This is a genomic window from Ensifer adhaerens (genome assembly GCF_028993555.1).
In the GTDB taxonomy this organism is placed as follows: Bacteria; Pseudomonadota; Alphaproteobacteria; order Rhizobiales; family Rhizobiaceae; genus Ensifer; species Ensifer adhaerens_I.
The window spans coordinates 3,601,547-3,615,467 of record NZ_CP118610.1 but is presented as its reverse complement, the minus strand read 5'-3'; the positions used below and the strand labels follow the sequence as shown (position 1 = coordinate 3,615,467).

The 13,921-nt window shown below is 63.9% G+C and carries 15 protein-coding genes and 1 tRNA gene; 3 read left to right on the top strand and 13 right to left on the bottom strand.

Annotated elements, in window-relative coordinates; genetic code table 11:
* The 3 genes from PWG15_RS17500 to obgE are packed head-to-tail and all read right to left on the bottom strand — an operon-like array spanning position 1 to position 3,470.
* Positions 1-1,284, bottom strand: coding sequence for a glutamate-5-semialdehyde dehydrogenase (locus PWG15_RS17500; protein WP_275021787.1), 1,284 nt, complete (start codon positions 1,282-1,284; stop codon positions 1-3).
* On the bottom strand, positions 1,277-2,446 hold the full coding sequence (gene proB, locus PWG15_RS17495) for a glutamate 5-kinase (protein WP_275021786.1): 1,170 nt from the start codon (positions 2,444-2,446) through the stop codon (positions 1,277-1,279). Before proB ends, PWG15_RS17500 begins: the two co-directional genes overlap by 8 nt.
* Position 2,447: 1 nt before the next feature.
* On the bottom strand, positions 2,448-3,470 hold the full coding sequence (gene obgE, locus PWG15_RS17490; RefSeq protein ID WP_275021785.1) for a GTPase ObgE: 1,023 nt from the start codon (positions 3,468-3,470) through the stop codon (positions 2,448-2,450).
* 85 nt (positions 3,471-3,555) lie between these two features.
* On the opposite strand from obgE, the gene PWG15_RS17485 reads away from it, so the two are divergent.
* Complete coding sequence (locus PWG15_RS17485) at positions 3,556-4,416, top strand: endonuclease/exonuclease/phosphatase family protein (protein WP_275021784.1); 861 nt, start codon at positions 3,556-3,558, stop codon at positions 4,414-4,416.
* Between the two features lie 40 nt (positions 4,417-4,456).
* Here PWG15_RS17485 and PWG15_RS17480 read toward each other — a convergent pair whose 3' ends face one another.
* The 4 genes from PWG15_RS17480 to rplU form a co-directional block, all read right to left on the bottom strand.
* Positions 4,457-5,041: a GNAT family N-acetyltransferase gene (locus tag PWG15_RS17480; RefSeq protein ID WP_275021783.1), complete on the bottom strand. Its 585-nt coding sequence runs from the start codon at positions 5,039-5,041 to the stop codon at positions 4,457-4,459.
* Positions 5,038-5,670: a GNAT family N-acetyltransferase gene (locus PWG15_RS17475; protein ID WP_034802649.1), complete on the bottom strand. Its 633-nt coding sequence runs from the start codon at positions 5,668-5,670 to the stop codon at positions 5,038-5,040. The genes PWG15_RS17480 and PWG15_RS17475 overlap by 4 nt, the downstream gene beginning before the upstream one ends.
* Positions 5,671-5,796: 126 nt before the next feature.
* Positions 5,797-6,066 carry a 50S ribosomal protein L27 gene (rpmA, locus tag PWG15_RS17470; RefSeq protein ID WP_037470908.1) on the bottom strand — a complete coding sequence of 90 codons (270 nt, stop codon included), beginning with the start codon at positions 6,064-6,066 and terminating at the stop codon, positions 5,797-5,799.
* A gap of 33 nt (positions 6,067-6,099) precedes the next feature.
* A complete protein-coding gene (gene rplU, locus PWG15_RS17465; protein WP_275021782.1) occupies positions 6,100-6,471 on the bottom strand; it encodes a 50S ribosomal protein L21 in 372 nt (123 codons plus the stop codon).
* 294 nt (positions 6,472-6,765) lie between these two features.
* Here rplU and PWG15_RS17460 point away from each other — a divergent pair.
* Positions 6,766-6,855, top strand: a tRNA-Ser gene (locus PWG15_RS17460).
* Positions 6,856-7,162: 307 nt separating this feature from the next.
* Here PWG15_RS17460 and PWG15_RS17455 read toward each other — a convergent pair.
* The 6 genes from PWG15_RS17455 to PWG15_RS17430 form a co-directional block, all read right to left on the bottom strand.
* Positions 7,163-7,660 carry a hypothetical protein gene (locus PWG15_RS17455; RefSeq protein ID WP_275021781.1) on the bottom strand — a complete coding sequence of 166 codons (498 nt, stop codon included), beginning with the start codon at positions 7,658-7,660 and terminating at the stop codon, positions 7,163-7,165.
* Positions 7,661-7,765: 105 nt separating this feature from the next.
* The gene (locus PWG15_RS17450) at positions 7,766-8,872 is read right to left on the bottom strand and encodes a DUF937 domain-containing protein (RefSeq protein ID WP_275021780.1); all 1,107 of its coding nucleotides are present in this window, start codon (positions 8,870-8,872) and stop codon (positions 7,766-7,768) included.
* 442 nt (positions 8,873-9,314) lie between these two features.
* Positions 9,315-10,988 carry a flotillin family protein gene (locus PWG15_RS17445; RefSeq protein ID WP_275021779.1) on the bottom strand — a complete coding sequence of 558 codons (1,674 nt, stop codon included), beginning with the start codon at positions 10,986-10,988 and terminating at the stop codon, positions 9,315-9,317.
* A gap of 21 nt (positions 10,989-11,009) precedes the next feature.
* Entirely contained in the window at positions 11,010-11,639 is a 630-nt protein-coding gene (locus PWG15_RS17440) for an OB-fold-containig protein (protein ID WP_275021778.1), read from the bottom strand.
* Between the two features lie 5 nt (positions 11,640-11,644).
* Positions 11,645-12,778, bottom strand: a complete 1,134-nt coding sequence (locus tag PWG15_RS17435; RefSeq protein ID WP_275021777.1) for a PspA/IM30 family protein — start codon at positions 12,776-12,778, stop codon at positions 11,645-11,647.
* Positions 12,779-12,938: 160 nt separating this feature from the next.
* On the bottom strand, positions 12,939-13,448 hold the full coding sequence (locus PWG15_RS17430; RefSeq protein WP_275021776.1) for a hypothetical protein: 510 nt from the start codon (positions 13,446-13,448) through the stop codon (positions 12,939-12,941).
* Positions 13,449-13,691: 243 nt separating this feature from the next.
* On the opposite strand from PWG15_RS17430, the gene PWG15_RS17425 reads away from it, so the two are divergent.
* Positions 13,692-13,853, top strand: a complete 162-nt coding sequence (locus PWG15_RS17425; RefSeq protein WP_275021775.1) for a hypothetical protein — start codon at positions 13,692-13,694, stop codon at positions 13,851-13,853.
* Positions 13,854-13,921 lie beyond the last annotated feature (68 nt).

The following is a 13,921-nucleotide window of genomic DNA, read 5'->3' as shown; positions in this document are numbered from 1 at the left end:
TCAGGGCCTGACCTGTCCAGCACCACGCACCCGATATTTGAAGGAGGTCAGTTGCTCGACACCGACTGGTCCGCGCGCGTGCATCTTGCCCGTCGCGATGCCGATCTCGCCGCCCATGCCGAACTCGCCGCCATCGGCAAACTGCGTCGAGGCATTGTGCAGCAGGATCGCGGAATCGATCTCCGCGAAAAAGCGCTCGACGACCGCGGCATCCTCGGCGATGACGGCCTCCGTATGGGCTGATGACCAGGTGGCGATGTGCTCGATGGCGCCCGAGATACCGTCGACCAGCTTCACCGAGATGATGGCGTCGAGATATTCTGTCGACCAGTCCTCGTCGGTGGCGGCCTGCAGGCCGTCGACGGTACCGGCAAGTTCGTCCGAAACCCGCACTTCGCAGCCGGTCGCAAGCAGCGCCGTCAGCAGCGGTTTGACCAGCCGGTCGGCGCCGTTGCGGTCGATCAGCAGCGTCTCGGCCGCACCGCAGATGCCGGTGCGCCGCATCTTCGCGTTGACCACGATCTTTTCGGCCATGGCAAGGTCGGCCGAAGCGTCGACATAGATGTGGCAGAGGCCTTCGAGATGGGCAAAGACCGGCACGCGCGCCTCGTTCTGGACCCGGGCGACCAGGCTCTTGCCGCCACGCGGCACGATGACGTCGATCGCGCCGGCGAGACCCGAGAGCATGGCGCCGACCGCGGCGCGATCGGCGACCGGCACCATCTGGATGGCATGCTCGGGCAGGCCGGCGGCCTTCAGCCCTTCGACGAGGCAGGCGTGGATGGCGCCGGAGGAATGGAAGCTGTCGGAGCCGCCGCGCAGGATCACGGCATTACCGGCCTTGAGGCAGAGCGCGCCGGCGTCTGCCGTCACGTTGGGCCGGCTTTCATAGATGACGCCGATGACGCCGAGCGGGGTGCGTACGCGCTCGATATGCAGGCCGTTCGGCCGGTCCCATTCGGCGATGATGTCGCCGACCGGATCCTTGAACTCGGCGATCGCGCGGATGCCATTCGCCATATCGAAGATGCGCGCCTCGGTGAGCGTCAGGCGATCGATGAAGGCGCTGGCGACGCCGGTCTCGCGGGCATTTTCAAGGTCGATCGCGTTGGCGGCCAGGATCTCTTGTCTGCGTGTGACGATCGTGTCGGCCATGGCGATGAGCGCGGCGTGCTTGCGTTCGGCGCTGGCGACGGCAAGTGGTCGGCTGGCGGCCTTGGCCCTGCGGCCGATTTCCAGCATGACGCTCTCGACGTCGTCCTTGTTCTTCACCTCGTCAAGCATGGACCTCATCCTTCCGGCTGCCCTCTTCTTGGACGCGTTTTCCGGTCATCACCATATCGTCGCGGTGCACCATGGCGGCACGGCCAGCATAACCGAGGATCGCGGCGATCTCGGCCGATTTCTTGCCGGCAATCTGGCGCGCCTCGTCGGCATCGTAACCGGCAAGCCCGCGAGCAATCTCGCGACCGGAGGTGCCGAGAATGGCGATCGTGTCGCCGCGGCTGAAGCTGCCGGTCACCTCGCGCACACCCGCCGGCAGCAGGCTCTTGCCGGACCGCAGTGCCTCTTCGGCGCCGGCATCGACACTGAGCGTTCCGGCCGGAAGCAACTGCCCGGCAATCCAGGTCTTGCGCGCCGTCACCGGAGAACCCGAGGGCGCGAACCAGGACGAACGGGCGCCGTCCTCGATCGCTGCCAGCGGATGGTCGGGCTTGCCCGACGCGATGATCATCGCGCAGCCCGCGGTCGTTGCGATCTTGCCGGCATCGATCTTGGTGCGCATGCCGCCGCGCGAAAGCTCGGATGCGGCACCGCCGGCCATGGCCTCGATCTCGGGCGTGATCTCGGCAATCGTTTCGAGGAAGCGGGCGTTCGGGTCGAGATGCGGCGGGGCGGTATAGAGCCCGTCGATATCGGAAAGCAGCACCAGCAGGTCGGCACCGACCATGGTGGCGACGCGGGCGGCCAGGCGATCATTGTCGCCGTAGCGGATCTCCGTGGTCGCGACCGTGTCGTTCTCGTTGATGATCGGCACGGCGCCGAGCTTCAGCAGTTGATTGATGGTGGCGCGGGCGTTGAGGTAGCGGCGGCGCTCCTCAGTGTCGCCAAGCGTCAGCAGCACCTGGCCGGCGACGATCGCGTCGGTCGAGAGGCTCTCGGACCAGGCGCGCGCCAGCGCGATCTGGCCGACGGCGGCAGCCGCCTGGCTTTCCTCCAGCTTCAGCGCGCCTGCAGGCACATTGAGCACGGTGCGGCCGAGCGCGATCGCGCCTGAGGAGACGACCAGTACTTCAACGCCCTTGGCCCTGAGACCGGCGATGTCGGCGCACATCGCGTCGAGCCAGGCTTTCTTCAGCCCGGTGGCGCGGTCGACCAGCAAGGCCGACCCGATCTTGATGACGACCCGGCGATACTTTTGAAGCGGCTTGCGGGTCTTGGTCATCCTAGAGGTCCTCCTCGCCGAAGCCTTCGCCGGCCTTGGCGGCGACGATGACGCTGCGCAGCGCCCTCAGCGCCTCGGTCATGCCCTTGCCGACGGCGGCGGAAAGCAGAAGGGGCTGTTCGCCACAGGCCTTTGCCAGCGCCTTGGCCTTCACCTTCAATTCGTCCTCGTCGAGCACGTCGATCTGCGACAGCGCGACGATCTGCGGCTTGTCCTCGAGGCCGCCGCCATAGGCTTCGAGCTCGTACTTCACCGTCTTGTAGGCTTTGGCGACATCTTCTTCCTGGGCGGAAACCAGGTGCAGCAACACGCGCGTGCGCTCGACATGGCCGAGGAAGCGGTCGCCGATGCCCACGCCCTCATGCGCGCCTTCGATCAGGCCCGGGATGTCGGCGATGATGAACTCGTTGCCGTCGATGGTCGCGACGCCCAGATTGGGATGCAGGGTCGTGAAGGGATAGTTGGCGATCTTCGGGCGTGCGCGGGTGCAGGCGGCAAGGAAGGTCGACTTGCCGGCGTTCGGCAGGCCGACGAGACCGGCGTCGGCGATCAGCTTCAGCCGCAGCCAGAGGGTCTTTTCGTCGCCCTCGAGGCCCGGATTGGCCCAGTTCGGCGCCTGGTTGGTGGACGATCTGAAATGGGCGTTGCCGAAGCCGCCATTGCCGCCGGCGGCCAGCCGGTAGCGCTGACCCTCGGCCACCATGTCGACGATCAGCGTCTCGTTGTCTTCCTCGAAGATCTGGGTGCCGACCGGTACCTTCAGTGTCACGTCGTCGCCGCCCGCGCCGGTGCGGTTGCGGCCCATGCCGTGCTGGCCGGTTTTCGCCTTGAAGTGCTGCTGGTAGCGGAAGTCGATCAGCGTGTTGAGGCCGTTGACCGCCTCCACCCAGACGTCGCCGCCGCGACCGCCATCGCCGCCATCCGGGCCGCCGAACTCGATGAACTTCTCGCGCCTAAACGAGACGGCGCCTGCGCCGCCGTCGCCGGAGCGGATGTAGACTTTCGTTTCGTCGAGAAATTTCATTTGGGTGCCATCTGTTCGGTGTAGGTGCGCGGGCTTAATTTGCCGCCATCGATATAGGCGGTTTATTCGGAGGTCAAAGAATATCGTGCGGTTCGTCAGCTACAACATCCAATACGGCATCGGCCTCGACGGTCGCTTCGATCCCGAGCGCATCGCGGCCTCGATCGGGGACGCCGACATCATTGCGCTGCAGGAAGTAACGCGTGGTTTCCACCGCAACGATCACGTCGACCTTGTCGCCCGCTTCGGAAAACTGTTCCCGGGCCATTTCGCGGCGTTTCACGCGCCCTGCGATATCGACATCGGCTCGGCGGTCGAAGATGGCCGTGCTGTCAGCCGCCGCTTCCAGTTCGGCAACATGATCCTGTCGCGCTGGCCGATCCTTGCGACGCGGCCGATCCCCCTGCCGCGCACCCGCACGATCAGCCCGATGAACGTGCAGCGCGGTGCGACCGAAGCTTTGATCGCCACACCCGGCGGAGCCCTGCGAGTGTACTCCGTACATCTCGATCACGTGCTTCCGGCAGAGCGCATCGCCCAGATCCGCTACCTGAAGGAGCGGCTGCTCGGCTATCCGCTGGAGGGCGGTGCGATCACCGGGGCTGCCGACTTCGGCCTTGCCGAGCCGCCGCATCCGGAGGACTTCGTCGTCATGGGCGATTTCAACATGGAGCCGGAGACGCCGGAATACTGCACAATGGTGGGTTCGCGCGATGCCTATTACGGTCGTTCGCTGCGGCTTGAAAATCCGGTCGACGCGCTTGCCCATCTCGGCCGGCTGACGTCTCAAAGCTATAGCTGGATCCATCCCGAAAACCCCGAAAAACGCATGCATCTCGACTATTGTTTCCTGAGTGCCGGTCTCGTGCCGCGTCTTGAAGACGCCTGGACCGATTACGAAGCCAAGGGCTCCGATCACCTGCCCGTCGGCTTCACGCTCGCATGAAAAAATCCCCCGCAAAGCGAACTTTGCGGGGGAACTTCCTTTAGTGCGGGCGGTGCAGGTCCGTAGCCGTCAGCTTGGTCTCGATATGCGCGACCATGGCGTTGCGGGCGAGCGCGTAGACCTGGGTGCAGCCGGTGACCTTGAAGCCGATCTTCTCCTGCACCTTCAGCGATCCCGGATTGTCGGCAAAGACACCGGAATGCAGCGTCGTTTCGGGCATGCGGCGGAAGAAGCGCTCCACCGCCGCATAGGTGGCTTCAGAGGCATAGCCCTTGCCCCAGTAGAAGCGGTTCAGCCAGTAGCCGACATGCCATTGGCCATGCCTGAGCTCGATGCCGACGCAGCCGATATGGACATCGTCGCCAGTGGTGATCGCGAACGTCCAGTCGGTTGTCAGCCCCGAGGTCCGTGCGGTCAGCCAGTCGAGCGCGTCCTGCAGGTCATAGGGCGCCGGCACGCGCGCCAGCATGCGTGCGACCTGGAAATCGCCGAGCGACTGGGCGATCGCCTCGGCGTCATTGCGGCGATGCGGGCGGAGCACAAGACGCTTCGTCTCGATGACCGGGCAGGGACCGGGACCGGGGCGGGCGACGACCCGCTGGCGTTCGGAAACGAGCGCGTTCATCGCATGCCTCCCCAGCTTCTCAAGGAGACCCAGGTCTTGCGGTCGAGCCGGTACCATTCGACGGCGATCGAGCCGCCGAGCGCCAGGCTGCCGACCATGCCGCTGCCCTGGAACTGGAAACCGCACTTCTGGATGACTCGGCGGGATGCCAGGTTCATGACCCGGCAGCGCGCATCGATCTGGTCGATGTCGCGGGTGCGGAAGGCCATGTCGGTCAGGACCTGGGCCGCCTCGGTGGCATAACCCTGGTTCCAGTAAGGCTCGCCCAACCAATAGCCGAGTTCCGCCGTCTTGCCGTCGGGATGCGGCTCGATACCGCAGCAACCGAGAAATGCACCATTGTCCGCCTTGGTAATCGCGTAGACGCACTTGCCAATCGTGCCGGCTTTCGCGCGTCGCACGAAGTCGGCGGCATCGGCCGTCGTATACGGGTGCGGCATGCGCGAGACCATGGTCGCGACATTGGCATTGTTGGCAAGATGGGCAAGGGCGTCGATATCGTCTTCATGAGGGGCGCGCAGAACGAGCCTGGGTGACAACAATATCGGGCAATCGGTCCTTGACCGTTGGGGCCTCAGCCTCTGCTCGGGAGACCGGGATTGGTCTTCCCTCAACAACTCGGTTTGCATGGTTTCCTCCAGAAACGAAAAAGGGGAGTTGGGTATTGCCCCATCTCCCCTTTGAAGTCTGGCTTGGAACCATCAGGTGCGTCAGCCGGGTCGATGAGACGCCGGCTGTTTTAGAGCGCTACCGGCTTATTCCGCTGCTTCGGCTTTCGGCATTACAGACACGTACACACGGCCATTGGCCTTCGTACGGAAGTCCACGTTGCCGGCCGTAAGTGCAAAAATCGTGTGGTCCTTACCGAGGCCGACATTGGCGCCCGGATGCCACTTCGTGCCGCGCTGGCGCACGATGATGTTGCCTGCAACGACGTTTTCGCCGCCGAACTTCTTCACGCCAAGGCGCTTGGACTCAGAATCGCGACCGTTACGCGACGAACCGCCAGCTTTTTTGTGTGCCATTGGTGTTCTCCTTTAAACCTTAGATCCGGGAACTCAGTTTGCAGCGGCTTCGGCAGCGTCAGACTTCTTCGAAGCCTTCTTTGCCTTGCCACCGGCAGCAGCGATGTCCAGGATGCGGACGGTCGTCTGGTGCTGGCGGTGACCGCGCGAGCGCTTGGAGTTCTGGCGGCGACGCTTCTTGAAGGCGATGACCTTCTTGGCGCGACCCTGCTCAACAACTTCAGCGCTGACAACGGCGCCTTCGACAAACGGAGCGCCGATGGTTGCATCGGCGCCAACGCCGACCATCAGGATCTCGGTGAATTCGATCTTGTCGCCTGCAACGCCTTCCAGCTTTTCGATGGTGAGGACGTCGTTGGCGGCCACGCGGTACTGCTTACCGCCGGTCTTGATGACTGCGAACATTTTTTATCCTTTCATGTTCGATCCGGCTCTCTGCCCGAAGACAAGGCCGTCTTTTTGTCAGTCGACAGTTGAGTGGAACACCTTATAGGTTATCCACCGGTGAAAGGGCGCAAATCACACCCGATGCGGGATGGCTGGGCCACACCACTTCATTGCGCGGATTACAAGGATTTGCGCGTGTGTGTCAAGGCGAAAGCAACAATGCCGTTACATATTCTTCAAACAGGCACTTGCCAGCACCCGAATCTGCCGCTATGAACCCGACCGCGCTAGACAAGCGCCGACCAGCAAAGCGGAGAGGTGGCTGAGTGGTCGAAAGCACCGCACTCGAAATGCGGCGTACGGGCAACCGTACCGTGGGTTCGAATCCCACCCTCTCCGCCATGCTTCCCTTCTCCTTCACAGTGTGATGTTGCGAGACGGCCGCAATTCGCGGTGGCCGCCCGGGCGTATTGTGCATCCCGGCACGTGCCCGGAAATGGCGATCGAGGTCTGGCGCTGCGCCAGGAGGCAACCCGGTGCCGTCTGGCGGACCTACCCCGCCGTGGCGCGACGTTGCCTCCATCGTTTGCAATTTCAGTTATGGTGCGGTTCTCCAAGCGATACCCGGCGACATCAGCGCGAATTGCGCGAGAGCGTCGCCGGGCCGATTGACGCTGGGGCCATGTTTCCGCGGTGAAGTGCAGCGTCTCTAGGCGACCTTCAGCGCTGCGGAAATCTCCGACAAGGTGGCCTTCTCCGCGTCGCTGACGGCGACGCCGCCGAAGCCCAGAAAACCACCTTCCTTGGCGGCTTCCGCAACCTTCTGGCTGATCTGGTACAGCCATGCGCTGAAGGCCGTAACATCGCCCGGCGCCTTGGTCTCGACTACCGTTCGGGCCTGTTGCAACGTTTCGATGCATCTGGCCTTCATGTCCGCCGCCTTGGCACCCTTGAGTTTTGCCTGCAGTCCGTCGCGCGCGGCGGTCCGCCCTTCCGAGGTCTCGAAGTCGGCGACCAGCGCCTTGACGAGCGGGCTTGCCGCCGCATCCGTCTTTGCCTGCAGAAGCGCGCTGCTGTTGGCGATGCCTTCCTTCATCATGCCCCAGAGGCCGCTCGGTTCTGCCGCGGTCATGGCAATGCCGGCCATCATCACGCTCTCCAGCAGCAACGTCCATTCGTCTGCGGTGAATGTCGATTTGTCAGCCATGGCTGACCCTCCTTCGTTCTCTTTCGTCCATGACAATTGCCGCCGGTCCACGCGATGCTCGCCGGGCCGGCGGCGATGGATATGGCTTCTCGCGGCTGTCTCCGATCAGGCAGACAAGGCGGCGAGCTTGGCCTTCAACGTGTCGATCGCGGGCTTCAGAATGTCGGAAACGCCGGGAATGGCCAAAACCTTGTCGAACAAACCATTGAGTTGCGACATCATCGGTCCGACCAAAGCCGAAAGGGCTGCCTTCTGTTCGGCCGACATTTGCCCGGCCGCGCCGCTGACCTTGTCGAGCCCGCTTGCGACCTCCTCAAGCTTCGGCAGGGCCGCCGTGGCCGAGGCGGCGTCAGTGATACCGGTCAGCGTTGTCTGCAGGCTGGCCATGCTGTCCTTGACTTGCTGGCCGATGTCGATCCCGCCGACCGTCAAGCTCGGCCCCGCCGTGCCAGCCTGCGGCGCAACCTCTCCACTCGGCCTGCCGAACAGATAGAAGAGCACGGCTGCAAGCGCGAGCACGGCAATCACCCAATAGAGCCAGCTGCGCGACCCGGACGGAGCCGCAGCGGCGGCTGCACGTTGACCGGCTGCACCGACGGACGACGCCGCTGCAGCGGCGCTACCGGCGGCCTGGCTTGCCGAGGTCGCGGCCGTCTGCGCCGAAGCGCCAAGTGCGCTGAGCAGACCCGTTCCGCCAAGCAGCTCTCTTGCACCGGGGGGCAGTGCGGCCGCGATGTTGTCCTTCTGGCTCGCGAGCAGTCCGGCGATGCCATTGGCGCTAAGATCCCCGCCGCTCTGCCGGGCAAGGCCACCCAGGACGAGGGGAGCAAGCGTCGCCAGGAGCGAACCGCTCGCCCGCTGGTCCATGCCGGAGACCCCGCCGATCGCGCTCGCAAGCGCACCGCCATTCTTGGCCCCGAAGAGTGACGAAATGATCTGCGACCCATTCTGGGCAAGCGTTGTCTGATCGCCGCCCGAGAGCATTCCGATGAGGTTGTCGAGCGATCCGCCGCTTTGCCTGGCAGTAACGGCTATCTTTTGCGCTCCGCCTGGTTGCGTCGCAACGCCGGACAGTCCCGCCAGCACCGCGGGAATGGCAGCGCTGACGGCGCCTTGCACCTTGCTGCTATCCAGCCCGAGCGCTGAAGCGATGCGTGCGATCATGTCAGGGGTAAGCATCTGCGCGATGTAGGAAACAAGATTGCTGGCCATTGGCTTTTCCTCCACGTTGATGTCGTCGGACATCGACAGCACTCATGGAGCGGTCGTCCGACGGCGCGGCAATTGGCTGCAAGCAATTCGCGTTTAAATGAATATCGTCCGCGAGACCGGGTCGTCTGGAACCCTCGGCGCGAAAATATTAGCACTTGTGGATGTATTTGCCCAGTTCTCGGCAACTTGCGGAACTAGCGAAGTTGAACGCGTGCAACACCCGCCAAAGTGCGCTCGTGTTTCGACCAGCCGATTACATATTTGCAGAAGCGGGAGCCAAGGCGGCGGACGTTCCGCTCGTTGCGCCGGTTTCGCCGGTCGGGCAATGCCTGTCGCAGGGCCGATGCCGCGCCGACGCCCCGTTGACGGTACCGGTCCGGTGATGGTGCTCACCAGTTGGTCCCCGGCCCCGCAAGGGGCCAGGGATCGCGTCAGTCTTGCCTTACTTCTTCGGTGCCTTCTCTACGGGGGCCGGGGCCTGCAGGTCGCCGAGCAGAGAGGTGATGGCGTTTTCGCCGTTAAATCCGGCTTCCTTCAACAACTGGTCGAGGACCGGTTTGTTGGCCTGGTAGGCGAGCAGTTGGCCCGCCAGGCCGTCGCCGAGGCCGATGCCGTTCTTGGCGCCTTCGCCGCCGGCGCCGCGGCCGAGCATGCCGCCCGTGTCGAAGATGCGGATATCCGAGATCTTCTCGATCGGCTTGACCGCTTCGGCAAGCGCTTCGGGAATGATGCGGATGCGTTCGCGCAGGATCTCGAATTCGATGATCGCCGAACTCAGCTTGTTGCGGGCGTCGTTGAGCAGGGCTTCGCTTTCGGCCGCCGCCTTGCCGGTTTCGAGCACGCCCTTGGCCTTGATGATGGCGGCTTCGGCTTCGGCGGTGGCGAGCGTCTTGATCGCATCGGCCTGGTCGAGGGCCGCCTGCTTTTCGGCTTCGGCGCCGACGGTCACGGCCGTTGCTTCGGTTTCGGCGTTCTTGCGGGCGTCGATGACGGCGATCTGGCGTTCGCGTTCGGCAATTTCCACGGCCTTTGCGGTCTCAACCTTTTCTTCCGCGGCGATCGCCAGCGCACGGGCGTTCTCGGCCTTGGCCTTGGCTTCCGATTCCTCGCGGCTCTTGTTGGCGACGGCAATCGCGCTTTCCTGGGAAACGATCTGCAGGTCGCGCTTGGCTTCGGTATCACGCTGCTGGACGGATCGGGTCGCGTCGATGTTGGCGCTTTCACGGACCTGCTTGGCGGCGGCTTCGCGCTCGGCGATCGCCTGTTCGGTGGCAATGCGGGCTTCTTCTTCCGCGCGCTTGGCAGCCTGCTCCTGTTGGGCGGTTTCGGCGCGGGTGGCGGCCGACTTGTTGGCGATGTCGCGTTCCTGGTTCAGTTCCGCCTCGCGCTTGGTGCGCTCGATCGCCAGCGACTGCTGGCGGGCTTCGAGATCCTTCTGGGCGATCGCGACTTCGGTGTCGCGGACGATCTCGTTGCGTTCCTTCTTGCGGCCCTCGGTAATGCGCGTCAGCGCCGCCAGGCCGTGGGCGTCGAAGAAGTTGTTGGCGTTGAAGTGCTTGATGTCCGTCTGGTCCAGGCGGGTGAGCGAAACGGATTCCAGTTCGAGACCGTTCGACTGCAGGTCGGCGCCGACCGCCTCCTGCACCGCCTTGACGAAATCCATGCGCTGCTCCTGCAGCGCGTCGAGGCTCATCGTCGCGGCGACCGAGCGCAAGCCATCGACGAACTTGGCCTCGATCAGAACACGCAACTGTTCGGCATCATTGGTGCGGTCGCCAAGCGTCTGGGCTGCGAGCGCGATCGAGGATGCGTCCGGCTTCACCCGGACATAGAATTCCGCGCCGATGTCTACGCGCATGCGGTCCTTGGTGATCAGCGCATCGCCTTCGCCGCGCCGGACTTCGAGGCGCAGCGTCTTCAGGTTGACGCGGGCGATCGAGTGGAAGATCGGCAGCACGATCGAGCCGCCGTCGAGGACCACTTTCTGACCGCCGAGACCGGTGCGCACATAGGCCTCGTCGCGGCTGGAGCGGGTATAGAGCGATGCAAGTACAAAACCGATGCCGAGGATCAGGACAATGCCGATGCCGGCCGGCACCAAGAGGTCGTAAAACATGGTTGCTCCGATGAGGAAGGATTAAGGGTTTGGCGGCGTCAGCAGGTCCGACGGCGCGGATATCGCGATAAAAATGTCTGATGCGCGATCAACGATCAGCACCTGCGCGCCGATGGCGATCGGCTGCTCGTTGCGGGCGGCCCTCGCCCGCAGCACATGCCAGTTGCCGTGGCGATCCTTGAGGCGGATGCGCCCCGGCAGGCCCTGGTCCAGCGGACCGACGGTGACTTCGCCGCTGCGGCCGACGAAATCACCGAGGTCGACGACATAGCTTTCGTCACGCGGGACGATCTTCGCCACCCACCGGCTCGACACACGAACTGCGGGGAGCGAGAAGGCGAATGCCGGCAGGGCCGCGGCAAGCGCCGGCAGCGGCGCCCACAGGGCTCCTGCCACCGCCTGAATGACAAAACCGGTCATGGCGAAGAGGCCGAGGAAGAGCATCAGCAGTACAAGCAGCGGCACGCCGCCGACATTGAACCAGGACATCAGTCCGCCCAGCGCGTTGTGGTCGTCCAGCCAGGCCTTGTCGATCGCCTCGCCCAGCGAGAAGCCGAGCAGCAGGCAGAGGATCTCGATGCCGGTAAACGCGGCCAGCATCACCGCCGCAATCGCGAATGGCAGGGATTCCGGGGCGAGGAAGAACAGCATGGGCGTTAGTGCTGCCTTGCCTTGAGCGCGGCCAGCCTTGCTTCGATTGCCCTGTCGCGATGCAGGCGATCGAGCTCATCCAGTTCGGCGCTGTTGCTGTGATCTCCGCCTGGGACTCCCGTCGCGCGGGAGACGGCGGCGGCGGCACGGGCCGCACCGTCCACTGGGCTGGCCTTTGTCAGGCCTGCAGCTTTGCTGTCGGGGAACTGGGCGATGCTGCGCTTGAGATCGGCGAGCCGCGCTTCGGCTTCGCGGCGGGTGGCAAGGACCGCCTGCAGCGCCTGCTGGCCCTCTTCGAGATCGGTGCGGGCGCCGGCCAGCGCCTTGTCCAGAGCCGCAAGCTGCGATTCCAGATCGATCTGGCGCGCGACACCGGCCTTGGCGAGATCCTCCCGAGCGGCCGAGATCGCGGTCCGGATCTTTTCGTCCAGCTTTTCGAGATCGGCGCCGATTTCGTCGCGGCGGCTAAGAATGCGGTACTCCTCGGCGCGTGCCTGGCCGATATCGACCCGGGCCTCTTCGGCGGCCGCGTCGATTTCGCGAAGCGCCTGCTCGACGATCACGATCTTGTTGCTGCCTTCCGCCTTGTCGACGGCGGCGTTGGCGAGGCCGGCGATCAAGCGGCCCATGCGGGATAGGATGCCTTCATTCGTCATCATTTTCTTCTCCGTTCGGTCGGAATGCGTGGTGACGCCGATGTGGATCTGATAGCCGCCGTCCTGTGCAACGAGCTGGGCGGCGAAGATATTCAAGGTGCCGGGGGAATAACCGGCGACGTCGTAGGGGATCGCGACGCGACCGCGCACGGTGGCGACGGTCAGATCCGACGGTCCCTTGATGGCAAAAAGCTTGTCGTCCAGCGGCAGCCTTCCGGCGCTGGCCGCCTGTCCCCGGTTCGCCGCGAAGTCGCGCAGTCCCAGCGTGACCATGCGCGCCGGAAGTCCGGTGCGCTCCCGGACTGTCTCGTAGGCAAGCTCGTGCAGCGTCACGAGGTTGGCGCCGGCCTTTTCACCGGCCAGTTCATCGAGCATCGCCAGCATGTTGGCGTAGGCAACGAAGGTTTCCTCGAGCGCGTGTCTGGCCTCCTCGTCCGGCGCGAGATCGTAGCACAAGATCGACGTGTGGTTGCTCTGAGCCATGGACAATTACATAAAGCACCGCTTTTGTGCTTTCAAGGAGCGGCTCAGTTTTAGGTTGCAATTTTTCCGCATTGAACGCGATAGCGACCGCTACGCGCGCAAAGCGCGTCGGAACCAGGAGAGAAAGGTGACGCCGAAGACCTGAAATCGCCCGGTCGGCTCAACCCGCGGCGTTGCTGCGGAGCCAGCTTTCCAGCGCGGCGATGACCGACAGTCGAAGGCTCGCCCCTTTGGACAAGGCGCGGGTGAGGGACATGTCGTCGCCTGCGAAACCCATCTCGGCCATGATGTCGTTCGCCCGCATCCGGCGGCGATTCATGATGGTGCGGATTTCGGCGATCGTTTCGGGAAGCAGATAGCGACCGCTGGCAATCGCCGCGACTTGGTGCGCGACGATTGGCGGGTCGGTTTCAGCTTGTGGGGCAGCCGGTTCCACGGCGCCATTGCTGCTCAGCCACTTCAGGAAAGCCTCACGCTCGGCGGGGTTTGCCTTGGCCCAGGAATTCTTGAGCTTGTCGAGACGGGTGCGCTCGTCCTTGAGCCCTGCCGCGACAAGCGCCTTGCGCAGTGACGGGATGCGACCGGCCATGAGATCCGCATGGATGTCTGGGAAATCGAGCTTCAGGCGCTGCGCGTCACCGGTTTCATCGCGCTTGATTTTCTTCGACATGCTCATTCCCGCGTCATTCGTCCGCGACATGCTCTAGCGCGCTCGCGCGCCCGGCGCGAGCGAAATAGGTCGCTATCCTCTATCCTTTGTCGGTCGATCCGGTTAGGGAGCGCATGGAGAATAACGCAATGCTGCGTGCAGAGTGCCCTTCGTCGGGCATCATGCATCCAGCTTTACGCAAGTCCCTTCGCCTATCGTCACTTCAATGGCCGGGATGTGACACGGCGAATGAAGGACAATGATATGTCGAATGAAATCGAGCACTACCGCGACCCATCCGATTCGATGGTCGCCCTCTATCTCGCCAACAATGACGGCGACGAGCTGACCGATGCGCTGGTTGCAGCGCTCGAAGACGCCTTTCGTATCTTGAGCGACGAGATTGCCGGCGAGACCATGCACTGAGTGGGTGCATTTCTCCGACATGATGGGCGGTATCCCTGCCCGCCGACCCGGTTGGTTCACAATCTAGC

Coding starts and splice junctions, on each gene's coding strand:
- rplU (WP_275021782.1), bottom strand. CDS start 6,471: ATGTTCGCAGTCATCAAGACCGGCGGTAAGCAGTACCGCGTGGCCGCC.
- PWG15_RS17445 (WP_275021779.1), bottom strand. CDS start 10,988: ATGTTTTACGACCTCTTGGTGCCGGCCGGCATCGGCATTGTCCTGATC.
- PWG15_RS17435 (WP_275021777.1), bottom strand. CDS start 12,778: ATGGCTCAGAGCAACCACACGTCGATCTTGTGCTACGATCTCGCGCCG.
- PWG15_RS17455 (WP_275021781.1), bottom strand. CDS start 7,660: ATGGCTGACAAATCGACATTCACCGCAGACGAATGGACGTTGCTGCTG.
- rpmA (WP_037470908.1), bottom strand. CDS start 6,066: ATGGCACACAAAAAAGCTGGCGGTTCGTCGCGTAACGGTCGCGATTCT.
- obgE (WP_275021785.1), bottom strand. CDS start 3,470: ATGAAATTTCTCGACGAAACGAAAGTCTACATCCGCTCCGGCGACGGC.
- PWG15_RS17440 (WP_275021778.1), bottom strand. CDS start 11,639: ATGCTGTTCTTCCTCGCCCCGGAATCCCTGCCATTCGCGATTGCGGCG.
- PWG15_RS17475 (WP_034802649.1), bottom strand. CDS start 5,670: ATGCAAACCGAGTTGTTGAGGGAAGACCAATCCCGGTCTCCCGAGCAG.
- PWG15_RS17500 (WP_275021787.1), bottom strand. CDS start 1,284: ATGCTTGACGAGGTGAAGAACAAGGACGACGTCGAGAGCGTCATGCTG.
- PWG15_RS17430 (WP_275021776.1), bottom strand. CDS start 13,448: ATGTCGAAGAAAATCAAGCGCGATGAAACCGGTGACGCGCAGCGCCTG.
- proB (WP_275021786.1), bottom strand. CDS start 2,446: ATGACCAAGACCCGCAAGCCGCTTCAAAAGTATCGCCGGGTCGTCATC.
- PWG15_RS17425 (WP_275021775.1), top strand. CDS start 13,692: ATGTCGAATGAAATCGAGCACTACCGCGACCCATCCGATTCGATGGTC.
- PWG15_RS17480 (WP_275021783.1), bottom strand. CDS start 5,041: ATGAACGCGCTCGTTTCCGAACGCCAGCGGGTCGTCGCCCGCCCCGGT.
- PWG15_RS17450 (WP_275021780.1), bottom strand. CDS start 8,872: ATGGCCAGCAATCTTGTTTCCTACATCGCGCAGATGCTTACCCCTGAC.